Genomic DNA, 26,445 nt, shown 5'->3' with positions numbered 1-26,445 from the left:
CATGACCACCCTCGACGACCTGCTCACCGCGCCCCTGGCCGAACGCCGGCGCCACCGGTTCGACGCCCCGCAGCGGATCCTGCTGGCACCGATGGCCGTGCTGCTGGCGACCATCCAGAAGACCGTGGAACGGCCCAGCATCCTGATCGTCGCCAGCATCGGCGTGGTCTGCCTGCCCCCGGAGATCGGCAACCTCACCGGCGACGGCCGGATCACCGCCGCCGACCTGATCGCCGGCCTGCTGGTCGCGGTGGTCGCGGTCAACCTGCTGCGCGGCGACCGGGCCGTGGCCGGGCGGGGCTGGCTGCCGTTCGCCGCCGCGCTGTTCTCCTTCGCCCTGGCCACCGTGATCGCCGCCGACGTGGTCGCCTCGGCCGTGGGCTTCATCCGGTACGCCGAGATCTTCGTCCTGGTGCCGGTGGCGGTGGCCATGTCCCTGCGCGACCGGCTCGACGTGCTGCTCACCGCGGGCGCGATAGTCGCGGTCACCGTGGTCGAGGGGGCCTACGGCGTCTACCAGTACCTCTCCGGCACCGGCGCCTCGTACGGCGGCGAGTTCGTCCGCGCCGTCGGCACGTTCGGCGCCGAGCAGATCATGGCCCTGGCCGCCCTGGTCGGCTACGGGCTGGTGATCACCCTCGCGCTGGCCCTGGCACGGCCCGGCCGGTCCCGCTCCGGTCTGCTCGCGGTGTGCGGATTCCTGGTCCTGGCCCTGGGTTTCACCCTGAGCCGGGGCGCCTGGATCGCCACCGCCGCCGCCGTGCTCATGCTGCTGTTCGCCTGGCACTGGCGCGCGGCGGCGTTCCTCGGCGTGATGGCGGTCCTCGGGGCCGCCATTCTCATGTGGTCGGCCGGATCGGGCGGCGACCCGTCCGGCAGCCGCCTCGACCAGCGACTGACCAGCATCGTCGCGGTGGGCAGCGCGCCCGACCAGTCGGTCCGCGACCGGTACGCCCTGTGGGCGGCGGCCCGCGCGATCTGGGCCGACCATCCGGTGACCGGCGTCGGCATGAAGGACTTCGTCGCCTACCGGGACAGCTACGCCAGTGTGGAGCTGTCGGCCGGCAGCGACGTCGGCGACGCCGGCTCCGGCGTGACGCGCCAGGCCCTGATGTCGCCCCACAACCAGTACCTGATGGTGCTCAGCGAACAGGGCACGATCGGCATCGTCGCCTTCGGCAGCCTGCTCGTGACCCTGGCCGTGGGAGCCGTCCGCCCGCGCCGCCCACCACCCAAACCCCCAGTGGTAGCCCCGAGCGGCGACCGGGCCCCGGACACCGCTCGGGGCTACCACTGGGGGTGGGGTGGGGATGAGGAACGCTTTCTCGATCTGGCCGCACCCGCCCTCATGGTGTGGACGCTGATCGACTGGATGTACGGCGACATCGGCGCCGGCCCCAGCACCGTCCTGATGGCCACCCTGCTCGGCATCGTGGTCCGCCGCCGCGTCATCATCCCCCGCCCCCGAACCCGGGAGACGTCATGACCGCCACCCCGCGCGTCCGGAAGACCCTCGTCCAGGCGACCATGATCACGCTGGTCGTCACGCTGTCCGGCTCGCTCCTCGGGTTCGTCCGCGACCTGTTCCTGGCCCGGTTCTTCGGCGCCGACGGGGGCACGGACGCCTTCCTGGTGGCGTGGACCGTGCCCGAGACCGCGTTCGCCGTGGTCGTCGAGGGCGGCATGTCGCTGCTGATGATCCCGCTGTTCAGCCGGGCGGTGTCGGCGCGGAAGGTGGTCGCGGCCACGTTCCCGCCGATCCTCGCGGTGCTCTGCCTGCTGTCCGCGCTCACCTTCCTGTGCGCGCCGTGGCTGGTGCACCTGATCGCGCCCGGGCTGGCCGACCCGGAGCTGGCCGTCACCTGCACCCGGCTGACCTCGGTGACGGTGCTGACCTTCGGCATCACCGGGTACGTCAGCGCGGCGCTGCGGGCCGGCAACATCTTCGGCGCCCCGGCCGCCATCCATCTGGCGTACAACATCGGGATCCTGACCCTGATGTGGACGCTGCACGGCCGGCTGGGCGTGGTCAGTGCGGCCGCCGGGGTGGCGCTGGGCAGCGTCTTCATGGTGCTGGTGCAACTGCCCAGCTTCCTGCGGCACGTCGGCCTTCCGCGCGACTGGCGCTCCCGCGCGGCCACGGTGTCGCTGGCCGCGTTCCTGCCGATCACGGTGTACACGCTGCTGCGGCAGGCGCAGGTCTTCATCGAGCGGTTCCTCGGCTCGGCGCTGGCCGCCGGCACCATCTCGCACCTCAACTACGCGCAGAAGGTCGCCCAGATCCCGATGCTGGTGGCCCTGCTGATCTGCACCGTCACCTTCCCGGCGCTGGCCCGGACGATGGCCGAGGGGCAGGCCGAGGCGGCGCGGCGGCGGCTCGAGGCCGATCTGCGTACGGTCACCGCGCTGATCTTCGTGGCCGCCGCGTACCTCGTCGTCTTCGCCCCGCACATCGTGCACGTGCTGCTCGAACACGGCGAGTTCACCGCCGCCGACACCGCCGCCACCGCCGGGATCATGCGCGTGTACGCCCTCGGGCTGCTCGGCCACGTGCTGGTCACCGCACTGTCCCGGCCGTTCTACGCGGGCACCGGACGCCGATGGTTCCCGGCCGGCGCGATGGGGGCCGGGCTGGCGGTGACCGCCGTGGTGGCGGTGGCCGGGGTGGGGTCGTTCGGCGCGTACGCCATCGCCGCGGCCAACGGCCTGGGCATCAGCACGGCCGCGGTGCTGCTGCTGTTCGGGCTGCGCTCGTTCGCCCCGCCGGCGAAGGTGCTCGGCCTGGCCGTCCTGCGCTTGGGCGTCGCCGCCGCCGGTGCGGGCGCGGCCGGCTGGCTGACCGGCCGCGCGCTGGCCGGCCTCCCCTCGGCCGTGATCGCCGTGGCCGGTGGCGTGGTCGTGCTGGTCGGCTTCGCCGGGCTGGCCCGGCTGGCCGGAGTCGACGAGGCCACCACCGTGGTGGCCAAGCTTTCCCGGAGGATCCGAAGTGGACGCTGACCTCACACCCATGCCCCTGGTGCTGATGTACCACTCGGTCGAGCCCTACACCGAGGACCCCTACCTGGTCACCGTCAGCCCGCGCCGGTTCGAGCGGCAGTTGCGCTGGCTGCGGCGGCGCGGCCGGCGCGGGGTGTCGATGCGCGAGCTGCTCGCGGCGCGGCGGGCCGGGCGCGGCTCCGGCCTGGTCGGTCTGACCTTCGACGACGGGTACGCGGATTTCGTACGCGAAGTCCTGCCGCTGTTGATCTCCTACGACTTCACCGCGACCGTCTACGTGGTGGCCGGCTCGCTCGGCGGCCACAACTCGTGGGACGTCCCCGGCCCGCGCAAGAACCTGATGACCGCCCTGGACGTGGCCACCGTGGTCGCGGCCGGCATGGAGATCGGCTCGCACAGCCTCACCCACATCCGGCTCCCGGCCACGGCCGACGACGACCTCCTGCTGCAGACCCGCCTGAGCAAGGAGTTACTCACCGACCTCGCCGGGCAGGAGGTCAGCGGCTTCTGCTACCCGTACGGCGCGGTCGGTGAACGCGAGGTCGCCTCGGTCCGCGCGGCCGGCTACGACTACGCCTGCGCCGTGCAAACGACCCCGGTGGCCGGCCGGTACGCGATCCCGCGCACCTTCATCGGCGACCGGGACGCCGCCCCGCGCCTCTACGCCAAGCTCGCCCGGCACCGGCTGACCGCGGGCAGGGCGGCCTGATGCGCGTCCTGCACGTCATCACCGGGCTGAACGCCGGCGGCGCCGAACACCAACTACGCCTGCTGCTGCGCCGGCTGCCGCACGACTGCGACGTGGTCACCCTGTCCAACCCGGGCCCGGTGGCCGAGGCGATCCGGGCCGACGGCACCACCGTCCACGAGCTCACCATGAAGCACAACCACGACCTCACCGCCCTGCCCCGGCTGCGCCGGCTGATCCGGGCCGGCCGCTACGACGTGGTGCACACCCACCTCTACCGCGCCTGCCTGTTCGGCCGGGTCGCCGCCCGGCTGGCCGGCGTGCCGACGATCGTGGCCACCGAGCACTCGCTGGGCGACCACCTCATCGAAGGCCGGCCCACCTCGTTCGGCGTCCGCCTGCTCTACCGCGCCACCGAACGCCTCGGCCACACCACCGTCGCCGTCTCCGAAGCGGTCGCCGCCCGGCTCCGCGCGTGGGGTGTCCGCCCCGGGCGGATCGCGGTGGTGCCCAACGGAATCGACGCGAACGAGTTCACGTTCGACCCGCGGCTGCGCTGGGCCGCCCGGACCCGGCTCGGCATCCCACAGGACGCGGTGGTCGTCGGCGGCGTCGGCCGGCTCGAACCGGCCAAGCACTTCGACCGGCTGATCCGGGCCGTCGCCGAGATCCCCGGCGTGACCCTGCTGCTGGTCGGGGACGGCTCGGCCCGCTCCGCCCTGGAAGAGGTGGCCGACCTGCACGGCGTCGGGCACCGGGTGGTGTTCGCCGGCGCCGTCGGGCACGCGCGGGAGATGTTGTGCGCGATGGACGTGTTCGCGTCGCCGTCCGACGCCGAGACGTTCGGGCTGGCCGTGCTCGAGGCGCTGGCCTGCGGGCTGCCCGCCCTCTACGCCGACTGCCCGCCGCTGGACGAGCTGACCCCGCCCGGCGTACCCGGGGCCCGCCGGCTCTCGGCCTATCCGGAAGCGCTGCCCCGCACCCTGCGGGCCGAACTGGCCAGCCTCACCGAACGCGGCGGGGGCCGGCTGCCGGTACCGGACGTCGTGGCCCGCTTCGACACCGGCGTCCTGTCCTCCGCCATCGGCCACCTCTACGAACGGCTCGCCGCCCGCCCTCGGCGGCGGGTCCCGCACCTGGTTCAGATCAAAGGAGCACGCGGGTGAAATCACGGGAGATCCTGCGGCGGCTGGTCCGCCGCTTCGGGTTGCTGCTCTTGCTCACGGCGCTCGGCGGTGGGGCCGGCGCCACCTACGCGGCGGTCAAGACGCCGACCTACACGGCCAAGGCGTACGTGGTCACGATCGGCGCCGGGGCCGAACCCATCGTCGCGCTCAACTACGCGCAGGCGTACGGGCGCATCGCCACCACCGGCCCGATCCTGGCCACCGCCGGGCAGACCCTGGGCGCCGACCGGTCCGGCCTCAGCCGGGTGACCGCGTCGACCTCACCGGACGCTCCGGTCATCGAGATCACCGCCACCGGCACGTCGCCGGACCGCACCGCGACCGTGGCCAACGCGGTCGCCAACGGGCTGATCGCTCTGGGCGACACCCGCAAGGGCGAGACCCGGGTGGGGCTGGCGATGCTGGCCGCGGCCACGCCACCGGCCCGGCCGACCTCACCCAAGCCGCCGATGGAACTGGCCGTCGGGGCGGCCGCCGGTCTGCTGATCGGCGGGCTGGCCGTACTCGCCGGAGTGGGCCGCGGCTCGCCCGCCTCCGCCTCGTCCACCACCGGCGCTTCCTCCGCCTCGGTCTTCTCCACCACCGACGCTTCCCCCACCACCGTCTTCTCCACCGCCGGCGCCTCCGCCACCGGCGCTTCCGCCGCGCCCGTCGGCGAGACCGTCGTCGCCGAGCCCTACACCGAGGAACCGGCCGAGATCCTCAGCTTCTCCGGGGTGTCCCGGGCCAAACAGAAGGTGCTCACCGCGACCCCGGTCGAATCGTCCGCCGACCGGCCGGACGAGCCCGGCAAGGAACCGGTCCGGGTGGTCGGCCGGGCCGTCGTGTTCCGGGTGGAGGAGAAATGACCGCGTCGATCGCCCAGCCCGCCGCCGTCGCCGCGTGGTCCGTGGAGATCCGTCGCGGCGACGCCGCCCTCGCCGGACTCGCCGCCGACTGGGACGGCCTGCACGCGCGCTGCGCCGGGGCAGCACCCTTCCAGTCGTACGCGTGGCTGCACTCCTGGTGGCGCTCGTACGGCCGGTCCGGCGCCCTCCGGGTCTTCCTGGTCCGGCACGGCGGCACGCTGGTCGCCGCGGCCGCCTTCGCGCTGCGCGGGCGGGTGCTGGTCCCGATCGGCGGCGACCTCACCGATTTCACCGACGTGCTGCTCGACGACGAACAGGCCGCTGCTGCCGCCCACGTGCTGGCCACCGCGCTGATCCGGGACCGCGGCTGGCACACGATGGACTTCGGCGAGGCCCGCCCCGGCGCGGCGACCGCGCGGCTGCTCGTACCCGCCTGGCCCGGCCGGGTCTTCGAAACCCCCGGCTCACTCTGCCTGGAGCTGGCCGCCGGCCCGTTCGACGACCTGGTCGCGGCGCTGCCGGCGCACTCCCGCAAGACCGTCCGCCGCCGCCTCAACCAGCTCCGCAAGGCTGCCCCCGAGATCACCACCGTGCCCGCCGCCTCCGCCGGTCCGGCCGTGGCGGAACTGCTGCGCCTGCACCAGAAGCAGTGGGAAGGCCGCGGCGGCAACCCCGCCCACCGCACCGCGGCGTTCGCCGAGCACCTGACCCGGTCGGTCACGGCGATGATCGAGTCCGGTCACGCGGCACTGATCGAGTACCGCTTCGCCGGCCGGCTGCAGGCCTCGTCCCTGCTGCTGATCGGCAACGACCTGGTCGGCGGCTATCTGTTCGGCGTCGACCCGGCGCTGCGCGGGCGGATCGACGTCACCACGATGCTGCTCGCCGACGCCCTGGGCCTGGCCGACCGGCTGGACCGGCCGACGATGAGCATGCTGCGCGGCGACGAGGCCCACAAGTCGACCTGGCGCCCGTCCGAGGTCCGCAACCGGCGGCTGTTGCTGGTCCGCCCGGGCAGCGCGGGTGGCACCGCGTACGCGCGCGGCGTCCTGGCCCGGCGCCGCCTGATCGCCTCGCTCAAGACTCACGCCCCCTGGATCCGCCAGCTCCGCAACCGCCTCCGCACCGAAGGCCTGGCCGCCACCCTCACCCCCCGCCGCACCCCTGCAACCATTGGTGAGCAGAGCAAACTCAAGATCGCCGACGCGAGCTCGGAAAACGCTGAACCGCTGGCCCGAGGCCTGACCCCGCCCGCCGGCGCGCCCGGACCGCCCGGTTCGGGGGCGACCACCGGTGCGCAGAGCAAAGGGGCGGCGAAGCCATGACCGTCACCGTGCTGCACGTCGCCCAGCCACGGGAGGGAGGCGTGGCCGGCTATGTGCTCGCCGCCTGCCTCGACCAGCTCGCCCGCGGCTGGAACGTCGCCGTCGCCTGCCCCGACGGCGGGCGGCTGGCCGACGACCTGATCCGGGCGGGCGTGCGGCGGCTGCGCTGGCCCGCCGTCCGCGGCCCGGGGGCCGAGTCGCTGCCGGAGACGTTGCGGCTGCGCCGGATCGCTGAACGGGTCCGCCCGGACGTGCTGCATCTGCACGCGGCCAAGGCGGGGCTGGCCGGGCGGCTCGGCCGGGGGCCACGACCGGTGCTGTTCCAGCCGCACGGCTGGTCCTGGCTCGCCGTCGAAGGGGCGCTGCGGCGGGCCACGCTGGCCTGGGAACGCCGGGCCGCCCGCTGGACCGACCTCTTCCTCTGCGTGGGTGACGCCGAGGCCGAGGAGGGACGAACGCAGGGCGTGCGGGGGCGGTTCGCGGTGGTGCGCAACGGGGTCGATCTCGGGCGGTTCCGGTCGGCGACCGAGAAGGACCGCGCGGACGCTCGGCGTGCGCTCGGGCTGGATCTGATCGCGCCGCTGGCGGTGTGTGTCGGGCGGGTCACCCGGCAGAAGGGGCAGGACGTTCTCCTCGCGGCGTGGCCGGAGGTGCGGCGGCGGTGCCCGGAAGCGCGGCTGGCGGTGGTCGGAGACGGCGATCTGCTGCCGGCTCTGCGGGACCGGAGCGTCCCGGGCGTGCGGTACGCGGGGGCGAGCACCGACGTCCGCCCGTGGCTGGCCGCGGCCGACCTGGTCGTGCTGCCCTCGCGCTGGGAAGGGCTGGCGCTGACCGTGCTGGAGGCGTTCGCCCGGGGGCGCGGGGTGGTCGTGAGTGACATCCCGGGGCTGGCCGAGGTGGTCGCGCCCGACGTCGGCGCCCGGGTGCCGGCCGAGGATCCGGTTGCCCTGGCCGGGGCGGTGGCCGAGCGGCTGACCAGCCCGTACCTGCTGCGGCGGGAGAGCGCGGCGGCGGCCCGGCACGCCGCCCGATTCGACCTGCGGCTGACCTTCGACCGGCTGGCCGCCGAGACGACCGCGGTGCTGCGCGGCCGGAAGGAGTTCGCGGCATGGTGACCACGTTCGCGTACGACCTGGCCGACCCGGGGTTCTGGCGGCTGCCCGAGGGGGAACGGCTGGCCGCGTTCCGCGAGTTGCGGGCTCTGGGCGTACCGCGGAAGTTCGGGGATTTCTGGGCCTTGACCAGGCACGCGCACGTGGTCGAGGCGAGCCGGCGGGGTGACGTCTTCCTCAGCGGTACCGGTGTCACGACGCCGCGGCCGCCGCGCTGGGTGCGGGCCGTGTTCGGTGACTCGATGGTGAACCTGGACGACCCGCGGCACTCCCGGCTGCGCGGCGTGGTGAGCAAGGCGTTCACCCCGCGCGTGGTCAGCCGGATCGCCGGCGACGTCACCGACCTGGCCGCGCGGATCGCCGAGGACGTGCGCGAGCGGCGGCCCGGCGACTTCGTCGAGGCGGTGGCGGGGCGGCTGCCGTTCGCGGTGATCTGCGACATGATGGGCATCCCGGAGTCGTACCGGCCCGAGGTGCGGGCGCAGGTGGATCACACCACCGAGCGGACCGGCGGGCGGCTGCGCGTACCCGGGAAGAATCTGCGTGCCCTGGCCCGTCTGCACCTGGTCGTGGCCGAGGTGGCCCGGCAGCGCCGCCGCGAGCCGGCCGACGACCTGATCTCGGCGCTGGCCGGCGCCGGCCTGAACGCCCGCGAACTGGGCTCGTTCTTCTCGCTGCTGCTGGTCGCCGGGGTGGAGACGACCCGCAACACGATCGCGCACGGGCTGCGGCTACTCACCGAGCACCCGGATCAGCGGGCGCTGCTGCTGGCCGACTTCGCCGGGCACGGCGCCGGCTTCGTCGAGGAGGTGGTGCGGCACAGCTCGCCGATCATCCAGTTCCGCCGCACCCTGGCCCGCGACCACTCGTTCGAGGGCACCGTGGTGAAAGCGGGCGAGGACGTGATGCTGTTCTATTCGTCGGCCAACCGGGACGAGGCGGTGTTCGGCGACCCGGACGCCTTCGACGTCACCCGGAGCCCGAACCCGCACGTGGGATTCGGTGGCGGCGGGCCGCACTTCTGCCTCGGTACCTCGTTGGCCCGGCAGGAGATCACGGCGATCTTCCGCGAACTGCTGGCCCGGATGCCGGCGATCCGCGCGACCGGCGCGGCCGAGATGGCGCCGTCGAGCTTCGACAACCGGATCGCTCGTCTGCCGTTCACGTTCTGAGGGGGTCCCGATGCGCCGCGTGCTCCTCGCCGCCGTGGTGCTGCTGACCGCGTGCAGCAGTCCGACTCCGGCCGCCGAACCGGTCCCGGCGCCCCCGCCACCCGCGTCGTCCGGCCCGAACGACGGCCCGCCGCTGCCGGTCGGTCAGGGCGCCGGCTGGGAACTCGTCTTCAGCGACGAGTTCGCCGGCAGCACGCTGGACCGGAGCCGCTGGGACGACCACTCGACGGCCGAACCCGACGCGGGCCGCGGCAACCCCGGCAACCAGCAGCTCGAGTGGAACCAGGCGGCGAACTGCCAGGTCCGGGAGAACGTGCTGGTCATGGTCGCCCGCCGGCAGCCGGTGACCTCGCCCGGCGGCACCCGCTACGCGTGGACGTCGTGCCTGATCAGCAGCGCGCCCTCGTACCGGTTCCAGTACGGCTACCTCGAGGAGCGGTCGGTGCTCCCCTCGGCCCGGGGCTTCTGGCCGGCCTTCTGGACCTGGCAGGCGCGCGGGGTCGACCGGCACACCGAGACCGACGTGTACGAGTTCTACTCCGACAACCACGGCCGGCTCTACGGCACGCAGTACTCCGGCCCGCGCGCCCGCTGCGAGTTCCGGCCCGACTTCGACCCGAGCGGCGACTGGCACACCTACGGCGTGGCCGTCGAGCCGTCCGGCACCACCTGGTACGTCGACGGCATGCAGGTGTGCTCGTCCCCGGCGACCTCGGACGGCCCGACCAACATCATCTCCAACCTCGCGGTCTACTCCAAGATCCCACCGGCGGCGGGTACGAGCGTCGCGTCCAAACACGTGGACTACATCAGGGCCTGGCAGAGGCCGGGAGAGGGCAGCCCCTAGGCTGATCAGCATGTCGAAGGTCCTCAGGAAGCTACCGGTCGGGGAACGCATCGGAATCGCCTTCTCCGGCGGTCTGGACACGTCCGTCGCGGTGGCCTGGATGCGCGAGCGCGGCGCGGTCCCGTATTCGTACACGGCCGACGTCGGCCAGTACGACGAACCCGACCTCAGCGACGTGCCCGGCCGCGCCCTGACCTACGGCGCCGAGAACGCCCGCCTGGTCGACTGCCGCACCGCGCTGGTCGAGGAGGGGCTGGCCGCGCTGGCCTGTGGGGCCTTCCACATCCGGTCCGGTGGTCAGGCCTACTTCAACACCACGCCGCTGGGCCGGGCCGTGGTCGGCACCATGCTGGTGCAGGCGATGCGCTCCGACGACATCTCGATCTGGGGCGACGGTTCCACCTTCAAGGGGAACGACATCGAGCGGTTCTACCGCTACGGCCTGCTGGCCAACCCCGTCCTGCGGATCTACAAGCCGTGGCTGGACGAGCAGTTCGTCGCCGAGCTGGGCGGGCGGCACGAGATGTCGGCCTGGCTGAGCCAGCGCGACCTGCCCTACCGGGACGCGCAGGAGAAGGCGTACTCCACCGACGCCAACATCTGGGGTGCCACCCACGAGGCCAAGCGGCTCGAGCACCTGGACACGTCGGTCGAGATCGTCGACCCGATCATGGGCGTCCGGTTCTGGGATCCCGCGGTCGAGATCGCCGCCGAGGACGTCACCGTCGCGTTCGAGCACGGCCGGCCGGTGTCGTTGAACGGCCGCTCGTTCGATTCGCCGGTCGACCTGGTGCACGAGGCCAACCAGATCGGTGGCCGGCACGGGCTGGGCATGTCCGACCAGATCGAGAACCGCATCATCGAGGCCAAGAGCCGCGGCATCTACGAGGCGCCGGGCATGGCGTTGCTGCACATCGCGTACGAACGCCTGCTCAACGCCATCCACAACGAGGACACGGTGGCCATGTACCACACCGAGGGCCGCCGCCTCGGCCGGTTGCTCTACGAGGGCCGCTGGTTCGACCCGCAGGCGCTGATGCTGCGCGAGAGCATGCAGCGGTGGATCGGCTACCCGATCACCGGCACTGTCACCCTGCGCCTGCGCCGCGGTCAGGATTATTCGATCCTGGACACCACCGGGCCGCTGCTCAGCTACCACCCCGAGAAGCTGTCGATGGAGCGCAGCCACTACCCGGCGTTCGGGCCGGACGACCGCATCGGCCAGCTGACCATGCGCAACCTCGACATCGCGGACTCGCGCAGCATGCTCGAACAGTACGCGTCGCACGGTCAGCTGCAGCCCGGCAACGGCCTGATCGGCGAGCTGGCGGCCGGTGGCGCCGCGGCGATCGCCCGGCACAGCGAGGCCGGCGAGGACGTGCCGGTCGACCCGGACGCCCTGGACCGCGCCGCCCTGGAGTCCGGCACCGACTAGCCGATGGACATCGACCGCGGTCCGTGGCGGGTGGCCTGGGCCAGTGCCACGGACCGCGATCCCCGGCTGGTCAAGCTGCTGCGCACCGGCATCCGACCAGCGTGGCCTGGCACGACGACGACCGGCGGCCGCTGCTGGCGGTCTGCGTGAAAGAGGATGCCGCGCCGCGCCTCCGGGTCTGGGACGTGGTCTCCGGCGAGGTGACCGAACTACCCGCCGGCAACTGGGCCGGCCGGATGGCCTTCGGTGTGCTCGACGGCGAGCCGGTGCTGGTCACCATCGAGGACGGCGTGGCCTTGCGGGTGTGGAGCGTGGCCGGGCGGCGGATCGTGGCGACGGTGCTGCTCGGCGATCACCGGGCCCACGACCTGCACCTGGTGCCGGACGGCGCGCGGCTGATCGCCGTGACCCAGGGCCCGAGGGGCGACGTGCGGCGCTGGTCGCTGCCGGACGGCGCCGACCTGGGGCGGCTGGACGACCACAAGCGTTTCCCGATCTGGTCCGGCCGCCGCGCTGACGGGAAGGTCGTGCTGCTGACCGGCGGCGACGAGGGCCTGGCGCAGTGGGATCCGCGGGACGGCACCCGGTTGCCGCTGCGAACGCCAGCCGCCCTGGACCCCGACCGGCTGCGTCAGCCGCACCTGCCCCGGGTCAGGACCGTCGCCCTGGCCGTGGTCGACGGCCGCGACCGGGTGACCGTCACCTACGGCTTCGACACGATCGCGACGTTCGACCCGGCGACCGGTGAGCTGCTCGGTCCGGTCGTGGAGGCGCATCATCGGGTGGCGGAGTCGCCGATGCTGATCTGGGGCCACTCGTCCGGGGTCCTGGCCGCGGTCGGCGGTGTCGTGGCCGTCGCCACGGCCTGGCGCGTCCACCTGTGGCCCGGCGGAGTCCCGATCGCCGGTCCGGTCGGTCACGCCGAGCTGCGGGCGGTGCGCTGGGCGGGGCGCGAGGTGCTGCTCACCGCCTCGGCGTACGACGGGGTGGTCGCCCTGTGGGACCTCGACCGGCCGGTCGAGCGGGGACCGGGTCACGAGCAGCGGATCAGCGCCCTGGCCCTGATCGATCGGGGCGACGTGGTGGTCAGCGTGGACGAGGGCGGGACGATTCTGGCCCGTTCCGGCGACCGGATGCTGACGCCGCCGCGGGCGACCGGCGTCAACTTCACCGGGGTGCTCGCCGCCTGGACGGACGCTGGGCAGATCCGGGCCGTCACCGGCGCCGGGACGGCCCACCGGGTCAGCGACGGGAAGCTGCGGCGGTGGAACGTGACCACCGGTGAGCAGGACGGGCCGGCGGTTCAGGCCCACGTCAAGCTCGTGTACGGCGTGCTCCCGTTCGGCGACGCGCTGGTCACGTTCGGGCCGGGCCAGATGCTCAAGCTCTGGCGGCGCTCCGACGGCGTCCTGGTGGGCCAGGTCCGGACCGAGGTGCGGTCGAAGGTCACCGGGTTCGTGACCGGGGTGATCGGCGGGCGGGCGTACGCGGCGCTGTCCTCGTACACCCAGCCCCTGACCTTGATCGATCTCGATGATCTGGTCGCGCCGCCGATCGAGCTCCCACCGGCCGGCGACGACGTGGTCGTGCACGCGCTGGCCGGCGAGCGGGTGATCGTGTCCACCGGGCGCCTGCTGCGGGCCTGGACCCTGGCCGGCGAGCTGTTCGGGCCGGTCGTGCCCGGCCCCGCCGACCTCACCGGGGTGGTGGAGCGATCGTGGCCGCAGATGTACGTCGCACGGGCCGACCGCACCGTGACCCTGCTCGACCTGGAGACCGGCCGTCCGGTCGCGCCGCCGATCACCCTGCCGCGCCGGCCTGGGCCGATGGCCGTGACCGGCGACGGCGACCTGGTCGTGGGCTTCGGCAGCGACGTGGCCCGCGTGACCCCGCCCGCTTGACGCAGCCGGCCGATCAATGCAGCCAGCCGTTCTTGCGGACGATGCGGATGGCGTCGAGGCGGTTGCGGGCCCCGGTCTTGGAGATGACCGTTGACAGGTAGTTACGGACCGTGCCGCCGGAGAGGTAGAGGCGTTCCGCGATGTCGGACACCGACTCGCCCTCCGCGGCCAGCCCGAGCACCTCCAGCTCGCGGGTGCTCAGCTCACGGTCGGTGGTCAGCGACGCGGTCTGGAGTCGTGGGTGGACGATCCGCTCGCCCGCGGCCAGCCGCCGCACCGAGTCGGCCAGCAGCGTCTCCGAGGCGTCCTTGAGCAGGAAGCTGAGGTCGCGGGCCCGGCGCCGGGGCGGGAGCATGCCGCGTTTGCTCGGGTCGCAGAGCATCAGCACCGAGCAGGAGGGCAGCGCGGCGCGGACTTCGGCGGCGACCGGGAGCACCTGGCTGACCATGTACTCCGTGTCGATCACGATCACCCGCGGTGACAGGGTGGCGGCCCTGCCGACCAGGTCGGTGTCGAACGGAATGGTGCCGAGCACCTCGATGTCGGCCTGAGCATTGAGCAACTGCCGAACCGGAACACCGTAATAACCGGTGTCCCGTACCACCAGGAGCCCGATCATCAGATCACCTCGCCCGATCGCCGCCTGCCTGGCACGTTAGTGGGTGCGAGCACATCGTGGACAGTCCTTCGCTCGGGGGCTGAACAACCCCTTGCGCCCTTGGCAATCGCCCTGTACTCGCAGGTCAGCACGCATCAGTGTGGATCAATGCAAGATCGTTGCGGGCGGTTCGGGCCCGGAAGCCTGGCCGAACGTGGGACGGCAAACTGACAGAACCGATCGGCCGTCAAGCGCCGAGTAGCCCACGCAAACGAGCCGTCTCGGCCTCCCCGGCGAGGTCACCGTGCCTCCGGTGCAGGGCCAGGGCGCGATCCAGGTGCTCGCGGGCCTCGGCCGGTTCACCGGCGTCGGTGAGGGCCACCGCGAGATGATTCAGCAGTACGCCGAGCCGCCGCGTCTCGCCGCGCCGCTCGGCCGCCCGCAACGCCGCGCGGTAGATCGCCGGCCCGATCCGCCGCTGATCACTGTCCGAAGTGTCCAGATGCCAGTCCAGGAGTCGCGCGGCGGCCTCGGTGCGCTCGGGTTCGGGTGTCTCGGCGGCCAGGCGGTCCCGGGCTTGGGCGGCGACCAGGTCGTGTATCCGCCACTGGTCGCCGTCCTGTTCCAGCAGGTGGGCGTCGGTCAGCTCGCCCAGGCAGGCGATCACGTCGGCGGGCGGCCGGCCGGTCAGCGCGGCGGCCATCGGCAGCGTGACGACGCCGTCCGGGGCGAGGGCGAGCATGCGCAGGGTGGCCGCGGCGGTCCGATCGAGATGGTCGTACGCGAACCCGAACGCCCACGCCACCGGCCCGGCTTCCGTCCCGCCTCCCGTTCCGCCGTCCGTTCTGATTCCCGCCACCGGTCGCCGCCGCGCCGGCCCGGCGGCGATCCGCAACGCGAGCGGAAGCCGTCCGCAGGCCCGGATCAGGTCGTCCGCGGCCCCGTCGATCACGTCGCACGCCTCGCGGTGGGTCAGCGGCGGCAGCACGATGCGGTGCGCGCCCTCGATCGCGACCAGCCCACTCAGCCGATCGCGGCCGGTCACCACGACCACGCTGCGCGGGCTGCCCGGCAGCAGCGGGCGCACCTGCTCGGCGCCGGCGGCGTTGTCCAGGATCAGCACGAGGCGGCAGCCGGCCATCCGGGCGCGGTAGGTGGCGGCCGCCTCACCCACCTCGACCGGGATCCGGGCCGGCGCGACGCCGAGCGCCCGCAGCATGCGGGACAGTGCCTCGGTGGTGCTCAGCGGCCGGCCCGGGCCGGCGCCGCGCAGGTCGAGCACGAGGTGCCCGTCCGGGAACCGGTGCCGGGCGAGGGCGGCCCAGCGTACCGCCACCGCGGTCTTGCCCACCCCGGCCGGACCGCCGATCACGCCGATCGTGCCGCCGCGCAGCGTGTCGAGCTCGGCCAGCGCCGCCTCGCGCCCGACGAACCCGCCGGCCGGCCGCGCCGCCGGATCGGCCACCGGCAGCGGATCGGGATCGCCGCGCAGCACCGCCTCCTGCAACCGGTGCAGGTCCGGTCCGGGCTCGATGCCGAACTCCTCGACCAGCCGGGTCCGTGCCCGCCGGTACACCTCCAGCGCGTCACCCGGGCGCCCGGCCCGATGCAGCGCGCGGATCAGCAGGATGAGCAGGTCTTCCCGCCGCGGGTGGTCGGCCACCAGCGTGGTCAGCGGGCCGATCGCGGCGCCCGGCCGCTCCCGGTCGATCTCGGTGGACCACCGCGCGGCGACGGCGTGCAGCCACTCGGCGGGGTCGATGCCGGTGCGGCCCTGCCACAGCGTCAGCACGCGGTCGAGCTGGGCGGCGCGTTCCTCGGGGTCGGTCAGCGCCGTCGCGACCGCCAGGGCGGCCCGGAACCGCTCAGCGTCCACGGAAGAGTCCATCGTGTACAGAGTGCCGGATCAAGTCTTCCGTGACCATCGACAAGTTGTTGAACAATCAGCCGGTGGTGTCCCGGACCCAGGGCAGGGCCAGCCGCTCGATCAGCACGACCAGATAGAAGAGCACGATGCTCAGCACCGACAGCAGGGCGATCGCGGCGAAACCGAGGCCGATGTCCGACCCCGAGTTCTGGATCACGAAGCCGAGCCCCTCGGCCGACCCGAACAGCTCGCCGACCAGCGCGCCGATCACCGCCAGCGGCATCGCGACCTTGAGGCCGACGAAGACCTGCGGCAATGCCCCGGGCAGCCGGATGCGCCAGAACGTCTGCCATCGCGAGGCGGTCAGCGACCGGGCCAGCTCGGCCAGGTCGGCCGGGGTCGACGCGAGGCCGGCGCTGGTGGCCAGCACGATCGGGAAGGCGCACATCAGCACGACCAGGATCACCTTCGGGCCCTGGTCGAAGCCCAGCCAGACCACCAGCAGCGGGGCGAAGGCCAGCTTGGGCACCGCGTTCAGCGCCACCAGCGTGGGCATGAAGGCCCGCTCGATCAGGCTCGACCCGGCCAGCAGCGCGCCGAACGCCACCCCGATCAGCACCGACCAGCCGAAGCCCTGCCCGGTCTCGGACAACGTGATCAACGCGTTCCGCAGCAGGTAGGACCACTCGCGGGCGATCGCGCCGGCGACCTGGGCCGGGGTCGGGATCAGAAACGACTCGATCCGGAAGACGATGATCGCCAGCCACCACGCCCCGACCGCGAGGGTGGCGCCGCCGATGGCCAGGCCGGCGGACCACAGCGGACCGGGGGCGCGCCGCATCAGCTCGCGGGCACGTAGTCGAAGTTGATGATGTCCCTCGGGTTGATCGTGGCCGGGATCGCGCCGCCGCCCTGCAGCGCGGCGATGTTCCGGGTGATCTTCTGCTCGTCGAGCCGGCCGACCGGGGCGCTGCCGGCCTTGGCGTACGGGACCATCAGTCTCATCTCGGCCGTCGCGACCGGCTGCGGCTGGGTCTTCTGGTATTTGGTGTAGATCAGGCCGGCCTCGTCCGGGTGGTCGAGGGCGTATCGCAGGCCCTCCAGCATCGCGGCGTTGAAGCGCTTGACCCGATCCGGGTCGCCGGTGATCGCCTTGCGGCTCACGCCGAGCCCGTTGCCGTACAGGTCGACCAGCTGATCGCTGAACGGCAGCACCACCGCCTGCTGGCCCTTCTGCTGGGCCACCTGCTCGACCTGCGGCTTGCCCACCACGAACTGGGTGGCGGCGTCGACCGAGCCGGAGCCGAGGCCCTTGACCAGATCTTGTGGCTGCATCTGAACCCAGGTGACCTTGGTCGCGTCCACACCGGCCAGCTTGGCATAGGTGTCGAACAGGGTCTTCACGATGCCGCCCTGGATGTAGGCGATCCTTTTGCCCTCCAGGTCCTTGGGCGTGCTGATGCCGCTGCCGGACAGGGCCATGAAGCAGGCCAGATTGCGCTGCTGGATCGCGCTGACCACAGTGAAGTCCCGGAACGTGCCCTTGCCGTAGGCGATCAGGGCCGCGGTGATGTCGACCACCGCGAAGTCGACCGCGCCGGACTGGAGCAGCTTGAGGTTGTTCTCGGTGCCGATGCCGGGCTTGACCTCGACCTCGAAACCGGCGTCGCGGAAATAGCCCTTCTCCATGGCCACGTACACATAACTCTCGCGGCCGAGAATGCCGGCGCCGGTCAGATAGGTCACCTTTTCCGGCTGGCCCGGCCGATCTTTCTTGTCGTTCGAATCGGAGCAACCCGCAGCCAAGATCAGCGCGGTTACCGTGATCATGGCGCCAACAATGCGGCTCAACCTCGTCACGAAATTGATCTCCTGCGCCCAGATAGTGATCATTGTGTATGCCTTGAGCACTTTATCCGGGGCATTTCTTGATCGGAACTCGAATCACCCGTACAGGGGAATTCCCGATCTTTGTCTCAGGCTTCTCCGGCCATCAATTCGGCGAACAGGCCACCCGCGTTGGCGCTGGTGAAAAGGCGATTGAGGCGGGCCCGGGCGATCCGGTGCCGGAACGGGCCCGAGGTCGCCGGATCGCCGGAGTCGTGCAGCATCTCGGTCATCCAGCGGCTGTACTCCTGATAGGACCAGGTGCGGTCCAGGCAGACCCGGGAGTAGTCGCGCAGCGGCCGCTGATCGCCGTCGCGTACCGCCGAACGCACCGCCCGGGCCAGCACCTCGGCGTCGGCCAGGGCCAGGTTCATGCCCTTGCCGCCCATCGGCGTGATGATGTGGGCGGCGTCGCCGACCAGGAACAGGCGGCCGTACGACATCGGGTCGACCACGAAGCTGCGCATGTCGACCACGGCCTTCTCCAGCACCGCGCCGACCGGCAGATCCGGGTCGCCGATCCGCCGCCGAAGCTGCTCGAAGATCCGCTCGTCGGTCCAGGCGCCGAGATCCTCACCCGGCGCGCACTGCAGATAGAAGCGGCTGCTCCGGGGGCCACGCGGGAAATGCGCGGCGAACCCGTGCTCGCTGACCGCGAACGTCGGATGGCGCGGCGGCGGCACGTCGGCCAGCACCGTGAACCAGCCGATGCCGTGGTCGTACGTGTAGACGGTTCGCGCGTCCTCGGGGATCGCGGGCCGGCTCACACCGTGGAACCCGTCGCACCCGGCGACGTAATCCGCCACGATCCGATGCGCCGCCCCCGCCCCGTCCCGGTAGGTCACCGCCGGCCGGTCGGTGTCCAGCCCGTCGAGGGCCACGTCGGCGCAGCCGAACCGCAGATCACCGCCGTTCTCCAGGAACGCCCCGATCAGCCGCTGAACCAGGAACTGCTGCGGCAGGATCCGCCCGAACCGGCCACCGGCCAGCTCGGCGATCGGCAGGAAGCGGGGCTCGCCGTCGACCCGGAACTCCTGCACGCCGTCGACCCGGGAGTCCCGCAGGACCCGGTCGGCCAGACCCCACTCCTCGAACATCCGGACCGCCCGGTGCTCCAGCACGCCGGCGCGCTGCCGCTGCTCGACGTACTCCCGGCTCCGCCGCTCGAGGACCACGCAGCCGATACCCGCGGTGCGCAGCAGGTTGGCCAGAGTCAGACCGGACGGTCCGGCCCCGATGATCGCGACGGTCGTGTCCCGCTGGGCAAGATCAGACATTCATGCTCCTCGTTCGGCCGCGCGGTCAAACTCCAGGAGACTACTCAGCGGCCTCATCGGCATCACCCTTCGCAGTGATTTCCGGCTCGCTCAAGTTGCCGTTCCGGTTGCCGATCGGGACGACATGGGTGTGCGACGGCTGGAGCGCTGGTGGCCCGGATGGCTTTTGGCCGGCGTGATCGCGTTCGTGGCCTACCTGGCCATGCCCTACGGCTGGGCCGGCTACCTGCTGTCCGGATCGGCCGGGCTGACCGCGGTCGTCTGCACCCTGATCGGGGTTCGGGCGCACCGCCCGGAGGACGCGCGCGGCCGGTTGCTGTTCGCGGCCGGGGTCAGCCTGTGGGCGGCCGGCGACTTCGTGTACGCGGTCAGCGACCTGCGCGGCGTCACCCTGCCGTACCCCTCGGTGGCCGACTATTGCTATCTCAGCGCGTACCCCCTGATCGCGGTCGGTCTCTTCCGGCTGGTCCGCCGAGGCGGACGCCGCAGCACCAGCGGCCTGATCGACCTGGCGATCGTCGCGTCCGCGCTCAGCCTGATCTACTGGGTGCTGGTGGTGGGACCGCTGGTGCGCGACGACTCCATGCCGGTTGGGGCGCGCGCCACCGGCATCGGGTACGCCGTGATGGGCGTGCTGCTGGTCGGCACCGGCACGCCGATGCTGGTCCGGGGCGGCCGCTCCAGCCCCAGCACGTGGCTGCTGCGAATCGGCATCGCGGTGGTGGTCGTCTCCAACGTCACCTACGTCCTCGCGCCGGCGGTTGGTGAGCTGGCCTTCGCCGGATTCGTCATGACCTACGTGTGCTGGGCCGGCGCCGGACTGCACCCGTCGGTCAGCGAGCCAACCGCCGCGGCCGGCCCGGAGACGTTCGGCCGGGGCCGGTTCGCCGCGCTGGCGGCCAGCACGCTGCTCGTACCCGGCGTGCTCTTCATGGAGGGCCTGCGTCACCCCGCCGACATCGACTGGCGGGCCATCGGCGCCGGCGCGCTCGTGCTGTTCCTGCTGGTGCTGGTGCGCATGTCCGGTTTCGTGCGGCAGGTGCAGCGGCAGGCCGGGCAGCTCGAGGACCTGGCCATGCGCGACGACCTGACCGGGCTGGCCAACCGCCGGCTCTTCGAGGAGAGGCTGGGCGCGCTCGGCGGGGCCGGCTCACCGCAGGTCGCCATCATCGACCTCAACGGGTTCAAGGACGTCAACGACCGGTTCGGCCACTCCTACGGCGACCGGCTCCTGCAGGAGGTCGCGGAACGCCTGACCGGTTCGGTGCGCGGCGACGACCTAGTCGCCCGGATGGGCGGCGACGAGTTCGCGGTGCTGCTGCCCGACGCGCCCGCGAGTGCGATGAAGGGCCTGGTCGAGCGGCTCGCGGCCGCACTGCGTAAACCCATTCGCGCGTACGATCAGGAGCTGCTGGTCGGCGTGAGCATCGGGTACGCGGACGGTGCCGGCGTCGACGACCCGTACGAGGTGCTGCGCCGCGCCGACGTGGCGATGTACGAGGCCAAGCAGTTGGGCGGCGGTCGCAGCTGCCGCTGGCGGGCCGACCTCGACCAGGCGGCGGGCGAACGGTCCCGGCTCGGCGCCGAGCTGCGCATCGCCCTCGACGCCGATCAACTGCACCTGGTCTACCAGCCGATCGTGGAGCTGCCGCACGGCCGGATCGTCTCGGTCGAGGCCCTGGTCCGCTGGCAGCACCCGACCCGCGGTTTCGTCAGCCCCGCCGAGTTCATCCCGATCGCCGAGCAGAGCGGCCTGATCGTCGAGCTCGGCGCCTGGGTCCTGAGCACGGCCTGTCGCCAGGCGGTCCGCTGGCACGACGACCTGGGCAAGGCCGCACCGGCCCGGATCAGCGTCAACGTGTCCGCCCGCCAGCTGGCCGAGCCCGGCTTCGCCGATTTCGTCGCCGACGTCCTCTCCACGACCGGCCTGCCCGCCGAACGCCTGGTCATCGAGGTGACCGAAACGGCGGTCTTCGGCGGCGGCCAAACCGTCGAGGCGGTGGTCGCCTTGCATCGCGCCGGCCTGCGGATAGCGTTGGACGACTTCGGCACCGGCCACTCGTCCCTGGGCCTCCTGCAGACCGTGCCGGTCGACATCCTCAAGGTCGACAAGTCCTTCGTCGACAACATCACCATGGCCGGCCGCCACGCGGTCATCGCCACGGCCCTCATCCAGGTCGCCGCCGGCCTGGGCCTGGAGGCCGTGGCCGAAGGCGTCGAAACTCCCGAGCAGGCGGCCGAACTGCACCGCCTCGGTTACCGGCTGGCCCAGGGCTACCACTTCGGCAAGCCGGTCGTCCAGCCCGACTTCCACCCGGCCGAGCTCACCACCACCTGACCGGCTCCGTCCCGTGCCCGCCCCGGGTTGCCCACCTCCCGCACCCGCGCCGGCTTTCCCCGGGCCCTACTCGGCTCGGGCCTTCGCGAAGAACTCGGCCATGTCGGCGGCCATCGCCTCCGGGGCGTCCATCGCGACGAAGTGGTGGCGGGACGTGTTGTGCTCGGGCCAGTGGATGATCCGGTTGGTGCGCTCGGCGAAGCGGCGGATCCCCGGCGGCCCGGTGAAGACACCGGTCGGGACCGTGCGCTGACCCTCCGGCCAGGCGAAGCCGCTGGTGTCGTACATCGGCCAGGACGACGTGCCGAAGGTCCGCGTGAACCAGTAGACGCTCACGGTGGTCAGCAGCGCGTCCCGGTCGAGCACCTCGGTCAGGGCCGCCCCGGCCACCGTGAACTCCTGGAACTTCTGCACCATCCAGGCCAGGGCCGCGACCGGCGAATCATGCCACCCGTACGCGAACGTCTGCGGCGCCGCCCGCAACAACGCGTGATGATCGACGCCGGACATCCACTCCTGTTGCCGCATCGCCGCGAACGCCGCCCGCTCGTCCTCGGTCATCTCCGGCACGTCGGCCTCGGTCGGGAAGCCCAGCCCCGCGATCACGTACACCCCGGCCACATGCTCGGGATCGGCCTTGGCCACCTCCGGCGCGACGTAGGCACCGAGATCGCCGCCCTGCGTCCCGTAGCGCTCGTACCCCAGCCGGCGCATCAGCTCGGCCCACAGCCCGGCGACCCGCGCGACGCTGAACCCGTCCTCCCGTGGCGGCGCCGAGAACCCGAACCCCGGCACCGACGGCACGACGACGTCGAAGCCCCGGGCGACGAGTGGCCCGATCAGGTCGCGGAACTCGGCGAATGAGTTCGGCCACCCGTGCGTGAGCAGCACCGGGAACGTGTCCGGTCCGGCCCCGCGTACCCACAGGAAATGGATCTCCTGCCCGTCGATCTCCTCGACGAACTGCGGGAACTCGTTGAGCCGCCGTTCCTGCGCCCGCCAGTCGAAGCCGTCGCGCCAGTGGCCGGCCAGCTCCCGCAGCTGGTCCACCGGGACGCCGCGGCGCCGGCCCGTGCCGGGCAGCTGTGGCGTCCACCTCGTGCGGTCGAGCCGGTCGTGCAGGTCGTCGAGCTCGGCCTGCGGTATGTCGATCCGGTACGGCGTCATGCGAGCCACGGTAGGAGCCATTGCGGTCAGTTTCCGTCCGGATACGTTCGTGGTGTGTAGACGAACGTGCTCCCGTCGGCCCGGCTCACCGCGCGGGTCCGGCTCGACCCGACGATCAGCAGGCAGCGCATGTCGATGGCGGCCGGATCGAGCCCGGCCAGCGTGGTGACCCGGATCGACTCGGCCGGCCCGCCGACGTCCCGCCCCACGACCACGACGGTGTCCGGTGCCCGGTGTTCGAGCAGCAGCCGGCGCGCCTCGACCAGTTGGGTGACCCGGCTGCGCGACGCCGGGTTGTAGATCGCGATCACCAGGTCGGCGGAGGCCGCCGCGGTCAGCCGCCCGGCGATCACCTCCCACGGCTTGAGCCGGTCGGACAGCGAGACGACACAGAAGTCGTGCCCGAGCGGCGCGCCGACCCGGCTGGCCACCGCCTGCGCTGCGGTCAGCCCCGGCACGATCCGGATCGGCACGTCCTTCCACTGCGGATCCCCGGCCGTCTCGAGCACGGCGGCCGCCATGGCGAACACGCCCGGGTCGCCCGACGACACCACCGCCACCCGCCGCCCGCGTTTGGCCAGGTCGAGCGCGAACGCCGCCCGCTCCGCCTCGACCCGGTTGTCCGACGCGTGCCGGCGCTGCCCGTCCACCACGGGCACCCGCTCCACATAGGTCACATAGCCGACCACGTCGTCGGCCCCGGCCAGCGCCGCCCGCGCCTCGGGCGTCAGCCACTCCGCCCCACCCGGCCCCAGCCCGACAACCGTGACACCGCCCTCGACCGCCGCGCCCTCACCGGCGGCGGCCATGCGGTCATTGGCGGTGGTCATGGGGGTGGCCGCGGGGTCATTGGCGGTGGTCATGGGGGTGGCCGCGGGGTCATTGGCGGTGGTCATGGGGGTGGCCGCGGGGTCATTGGCGGTGGTCATGCGGTTGGCCGCGCGGTCATCGGCGGCCACGGCCACACCGGCCGCCGTGTCTTCAGCCTCGGCCGCGCCGTGATCGGCCGATGGGCTCCCCGTTACGGCTTCGGTGGCCGGCCCGGACGGGTCACGGCTCGGCACCAGCGCCAAAGAGAAATACGGCACCGACTCAGGATCCACATTGGACATCCGACCGGTACGCTCCCGCTCGGTCGTCGCCCGCTCCACATACCAGGCCTCGGCCAACCGGCCCGACTTCTCCAGCGCGTCACGCACCCCGCCGAAGGTCCGCCCGAGCTTCATCACCGCCGCCGAGTCGGTCGCCGCCAGCCGGGCCGCCAACTCGCCCGGCGGCAACGTCCCCGGAAGGACGGTCAGCACCTCGTCCCGTTCGACCAGGGGCCGGCCGAGCACCGCCGCCGCCGCGCTGACCGACGTCACCCCGGGCACCACCACCGTCTCGTACCGGTCGGCCAGCCGCTTGTGCATGTGCATGTAGGACCCGTAGAAGAACGGATCCCCCTCGGCCAGCACCACGACGTCCCGACCGGCGTCGAGGTGGGCGGCCAGCCGGGCCGCACTGGCCGCGTAGAACTCGTCGATCGCGCCCTGATAGCCACCCGGATGGTCGGTCGTCCCGGTGGTGACCGGGTAGATCAGCGCCTCCTCGATCTGCCCCGGTCGGAAGTAGGGTTCCGCTATCGCGCGGGCATTGCTGCGCCCGTGCCGAGCCGCGTGATAGGCGACCACGCCGGCCGCCGCGATCAGCCGGGCGGCCTTGACCGTCACCAGTTCCGGGTCGCCGGGACCGAGCCCGACGCCGTACAGCCGCCCGCTCATTCCCGCTCCGATGCCAGCGCGTTGACCGCCGCCGCCGTGATCGCGCTGCCGCCCCGCCGGCCGCGCACGACCAGATGGTCCAGTTCGGATCTGGCCAGCGCCTCCTTCGACTCGGCGGCGCCGATGAAACCGACCGGGATGCCGAGCACCGCCGCCGGCCGGGGCGCGCCCGCGGCCACCATCTCCAGCAGCCGGAACAGCGCGGTCGGCGCGTTGCCGATCGCGACCACCGCACCGCCGAGCCGGTCGCCCCAGAGGTCCATCGCGGCCGCGCTGCGGGTGGTGCCCAGCCGCAGCGCCAGCTCGGGGACGGCCGGGTCGCGCAGCGTGCACACCACGTCGTTGCCGGCCGGGAGCCGGCTGCGGGTGACCCCCGACGCGACCATCTCGGCGTCGCAGAGGATCGGGGCGCCGTCCTGGAGAGCCTTGCGGGCCGCGGTGACCAGACCCTCGCTGTAACCGATGTCGCTCACCAGGTCGACCATGCCGCAGGCGTGGATCATCCGCACCGCGACCGGGGCCAGACCGGCCGGCAGCCCGCTCAGGTCGGCCTCCGCGCGGATGGTCGCGAACGACCGCCGATAGATCTCCGCGCCGTCGCGTACGTATTCCATCACGCCCTCCTCGCCGTCGTGACCAGCGCGCCCACGTCGCTCGCCGTCGCCGTACCCCCGCCGCTCGGGCCGGTCACCGCGTAGCCGTCCCCGGTCGCCTCGACCCGGACGTGCGCCCCGGCCGGGCTCCCGCAGCCGCGGGCACAACCCACCCAGTGCACCGGCAGCCCCGCGCCGAAGGTGGTGGCCGCGTCGGCGTCGTGCCGCACGTCAGCCAGCGCTTTCGCACACCCGGGGCGGCCGGCGCAGGCGGTCACCCCGGACCATCGCGATCCGGGCGACACTTCAAGACCCACCTCGGCGAGTACGCCGAGCCAGGCCGCCGCCTCCGCCCGGCTCTGATCGAGGACGATCACGCCCCGCCAGGGTGTCACGGCCAGCTCGCCGGCCTCGGCCAGGGCGGCCAGTTGGGCCTGCCTCAGCAGACCCAGGGGGGCCAGCGCGGCCGCGGCGAACCGTCCACCGGCCTGCTCCACGACGCCGATCGGCTCGGCCGCCACCGGCAACAACACCGGGCCCCGCGGCGGCTGCGATGGGTCCGCGGGCAACCGCTCGGGCCCGGGTGGTGGTTGCGAGGTGACGCGTGGGAGCTCTCCCGCGCGCGGTGGTGGTTGCGATGCGACGGGTGGGAGCTGCCCCGAACCCGGCGGTGGTCCTGGCGGTGGTCCCGGCGTACCCGTCGACGGGCCGGGCGGTTGCAACGCGACACCGAGCCGGGCCGCGGTGCGTGCGGCCACCTCGGCCGGTCCGTTGGCGAGCTCGCGCAGCCGCCAGGCCGGCACGGACCGCTCGGCCCGGACCGCCAGGAACGAGAGAGCGCCGGCGATCAGCGCGTCGACCACGGCGCCGGGCGGGACGCGCAGGCCCTCGTCGCGGCCGCCGAACAGGATCGCGGCGCCCTCGGGCGTCTCGACGGCGGCCAGGTCGGCGGCGGCGGGCACCGGACCGAGGGCGAAGAGGAAACGACCGGGCAGGCCGGCCAGGGCGGGCTCGGAGCACACCGCGGCGTCCAGGGCGTGGACCAGCGGGCGGACCTCCCACCCGCCGGCGGTGGGAACGGCGGCGATGTTGCGTACCAGCTCATGGGTCTCGGACGGCAGCAGGCCGGCCCCCCGCAGCGCCGCGGCCAGCTCGTCGGCCGGGGCACCGGTGAGGGCGCGGAGCTGAACGTTGGCCCGGGAGGTGAGCTCCACCTGGCCGTCACCCCAGCGGTGCGCGATGGTCGCGAGGGCCCGCACCTGCTCGCCGGTGAGCAGGCCACCGGGCAGCCGGACACGGGCCAGTGGCCCGTCGGCCGCGGTGTGCAACCGCAGCGCGCCGGGACAGGCGTCGACGTCCGAGTGCCGGACCGATGGCGAACTCACGGACCGGAATATACGGAGCCCGGCACACGCAGATGTAAGCCCGCGTCAGCAGCGTCAC

At 72.8% G+C, this 26,445-nt stretch carries 21 protein-coding genes; 12 read left to right on the top strand and 9 right to left on the bottom strand.

Annotation, left to right across the window (positions count from 1 at the left end; genetic code table 11):
• Position 1 precedes the first annotated feature (1 nt).
• From ACGFIO_RS08065 to ACGFIO_RS08015, 11 genes are all read left to right on the top strand, one after another.
• Complete coding sequence (locus ACGFIO_RS08065) at positions 2 to 1,486, top strand: O-antigen ligase family protein (protein WP_392823590.1); 1,485 nt, start codon at positions 2 to 4, stop codon at positions 1,484 to 1,486.
• Positions 1,483 to 2,997 (top strand): lipid II flippase MurJ, encoded by a 1,515-nt coding sequence (locus ACGFIO_RS08060; protein WP_392823588.1) that lies wholly within the window; start codon positions 1,483 to 1,485, stop codon positions 2,995 to 2,997. Before ACGFIO_RS08065 ends, ACGFIO_RS08060 begins: the two co-directional genes overlap by 4 nt.
• The gene (locus ACGFIO_RS08055; RefSeq protein WP_392823586.1) at positions 2,987 to 3,706 is read left to right on the top strand and encodes a polysaccharide deacetylase family protein; all 720 of its coding nucleotides are present in this window, start codon (positions 2,987 to 2,989) and stop codon (positions 3,704 to 3,706) included. Before ACGFIO_RS08060 ends, ACGFIO_RS08055 begins: the two co-directional genes overlap by 11 nt.
• A complete protein-coding gene (locus ACGFIO_RS08050) occupies positions 3,706 to 4,851 on the top strand; it encodes a glycosyltransferase (protein WP_392823584.1) in 1,146 nt (381 codons plus the stop codon). Before ACGFIO_RS08055 ends, ACGFIO_RS08050 begins: the two co-directional genes overlap by 1 nt.
• Complete coding sequence (locus ACGFIO_RS08045; RefSeq protein WP_392823582.1) at positions 4,848 to 5,720, top strand: Wzz/FepE/Etk N-terminal domain-containing protein; 873 nt, start codon at positions 4,848 to 4,850, stop codon at positions 5,718 to 5,720. The genes ACGFIO_RS08050 and ACGFIO_RS08045 overlap by 4 nt, the downstream gene beginning before the upstream one ends.
• A complete protein-coding gene (locus tag ACGFIO_RS08040; RefSeq protein WP_392823579.1) occupies positions 5,717 to 7,045 on the top strand; it encodes a GNAT family N-acetyltransferase in 1,329 nt (442 codons plus the stop codon). The genes ACGFIO_RS08045 and ACGFIO_RS08040 overlap by 4 nt, the downstream gene beginning before the upstream one ends.
• On the top strand, positions 7,042 to 8,160 hold the full coding sequence (locus ACGFIO_RS08035; RefSeq protein ID WP_392823576.1) for a glycosyltransferase: 1,119 nt from the start codon (positions 7,042 to 7,044) through the stop codon (positions 8,158 to 8,160). Before ACGFIO_RS08040 ends, ACGFIO_RS08035 begins: the two co-directional genes overlap by 4 nt.
• A complete protein-coding gene (locus ACGFIO_RS08030; RefSeq protein ID WP_392823573.1) occupies positions 8,154 to 9,329 on the top strand; it encodes a cytochrome P450 in 1,176 nt (391 codons plus the stop codon). Before ACGFIO_RS08035 ends, ACGFIO_RS08030 begins: the two co-directional genes overlap by 7 nt.
• A 10-nt stretch (positions 9,330 to 9,339) precedes the next feature.
• A complete protein-coding gene (locus ACGFIO_RS08025) occupies positions 9,340 to 10,176 on the top strand; it encodes a family 16 glycosylhydrolase (protein ID WP_392823571.1) in 837 nt (278 codons plus the stop codon).
• 10 nt (positions 10,177 to 10,186) lie between these two features.
• A complete protein-coding gene (gene argG / locus ACGFIO_RS08020) occupies positions 10,187 to 11,611 on the top strand; it encodes an argininosuccinate synthase (RefSeq protein ID WP_392823569.1) in 1,425 nt (474 codons plus the stop codon).
• A gap of 101 nt (positions 11,612 to 11,712) precedes the next feature.
• Complete coding sequence (locus ACGFIO_RS08015) at positions 11,713 to 13,512, top strand: WD40 repeat domain-containing protein (protein WP_392823567.1); 1,800 nt, start codon at positions 11,713 to 11,715, stop codon at positions 13,510 to 13,512.
• A gap of 13 nt (positions 13,513 to 13,525) precedes the next feature.
• Here the strand turns inward: ACGFIO_RS08015 and ACGFIO_RS08010 are convergent, their stop codons facing one another.
• The 5 genes from ACGFIO_RS08010 to ACGFIO_RS07990 form a co-directional block, all read right to left on the bottom strand.
• Complete coding sequence (locus ACGFIO_RS08010) at positions 13,526 to 14,131, bottom strand: DNA-binding response regulator (protein WP_392823565.1); 606 nt, start codon at positions 14,129 to 14,131, stop codon at positions 13,526 to 13,528.
• Positions 14,132 to 14,357: 226 nt separating this feature from the next.
• Positions 14,358 to 15,998 (bottom strand): BTAD domain-containing putative transcriptional regulator, encoded by a 1,641-nt coding sequence (locus ACGFIO_RS08005; protein WP_392823562.1) that lies wholly within the window; start codon positions 15,996 to 15,998, stop codon positions 14,358 to 14,360.
• Positions 15,999 to 16,053: 55 nt separating this feature from the next.
• The gene (locus ACGFIO_RS08000) at positions 16,054 to 16,818 is read right to left on the bottom strand and encodes an ABC transporter permease (RefSeq protein ID WP_392823559.1); all 765 of its coding nucleotides are present in this window, start codon (positions 16,816 to 16,818) and stop codon (positions 16,054 to 16,056) included.
• Positions 16,818 to 17,807 (bottom strand): ABC transporter substrate-binding protein, encoded by a 990-nt coding sequence (locus tag ACGFIO_RS07995; protein ID WP_392823556.1) that lies wholly within the window; start codon positions 17,805 to 17,807, stop codon positions 16,818 to 16,820. Before ACGFIO_RS07995 ends, ACGFIO_RS08000 begins: the two co-directional genes overlap by 1 nt.
• A gap of 146 nt (positions 17,808 to 17,953) precedes the next feature.
• Positions 17,954 to 19,141: a 4-hydroxybenzoate 3-monooxygenase gene (locus ACGFIO_RS07990; RefSeq protein WP_392823554.1), complete on the bottom strand. Its 1,188-nt coding sequence runs from the start codon at positions 19,139 to 19,141 to the stop codon at positions 17,954 to 17,956.
• 124 nt (positions 19,142 to 19,265) lie between these two features.
• On the opposite strand from ACGFIO_RS07990, the gene ACGFIO_RS07985 reads away from it, so the two are divergent.
• Complete coding sequence (locus ACGFIO_RS07985) at positions 19,266 to 21,479, top strand: putative bifunctional diguanylate cyclase/phosphodiesterase (protein ID WP_392823551.1); 2,214 nt, start codon at positions 19,266 to 19,268, stop codon at positions 21,477 to 21,479.
• Positions 21,480 to 21,545: 66 nt separating this feature from the next.
• Here the strand turns inward: ACGFIO_RS07985 and ACGFIO_RS07980 are convergent, their stop codons facing one another.
• The 4 genes from ACGFIO_RS07980 to ACGFIO_RS07965 are packed head-to-tail and all read right to left on the bottom strand — an operon-like array spanning position 21,546 to position 26,387.
• On the bottom strand, positions 21,546 to 22,646 hold the full coding sequence (locus ACGFIO_RS07980) for an epoxide hydrolase family protein (RefSeq protein ID WP_392823549.1): 1,101 nt from the start codon (positions 22,644 to 22,646) through the stop codon (positions 21,546 to 21,548).
• A gap of 26 nt (positions 22,647 to 22,672) precedes the next feature.
• Entirely contained in the window at positions 22,673 to 24,409 is a 1,737-nt protein-coding gene (locus tag ACGFIO_RS07975; protein WP_392823547.1) for a precorrin-2 C(20)-methyltransferase, read from the bottom strand.
• Complete coding sequence (locus ACGFIO_RS07970) at positions 24,406 to 25,026, bottom strand: precorrin-8X methylmutase (RefSeq protein WP_392823545.1); 621 nt, start codon at positions 25,024 to 25,026, stop codon at positions 24,406 to 24,408. Before ACGFIO_RS07970 ends, ACGFIO_RS07975 begins: the two co-directional genes overlap by 4 nt.
• Positions 25,023 to 26,387 carry a precorrin-3B synthase gene (locus tag ACGFIO_RS07965; protein ID WP_392823543.1) on the bottom strand — a complete coding sequence of 455 codons (1,365 nt, stop codon included), beginning with the start codon at positions 26,385 to 26,387 and terminating at the stop codon, positions 25,023 to 25,025. Before ACGFIO_RS07965 ends, ACGFIO_RS07970 begins: the two co-directional genes overlap by 4 nt.
• Positions 26,388 to 26,445: the final 58 nt, after the last annotated feature.

Source organism: Actinoplanes sp. NPDC049265 (genome assembly GCF_043197135.1).
Lineage (GTDB): Bacteria > Actinomycetota > Actinomycetes > Mycobacteriales > Micromonosporaceae > Actinoplanes.
This window is presented reverse-complemented; position numbering and strand designations above follow the sequence as displayed.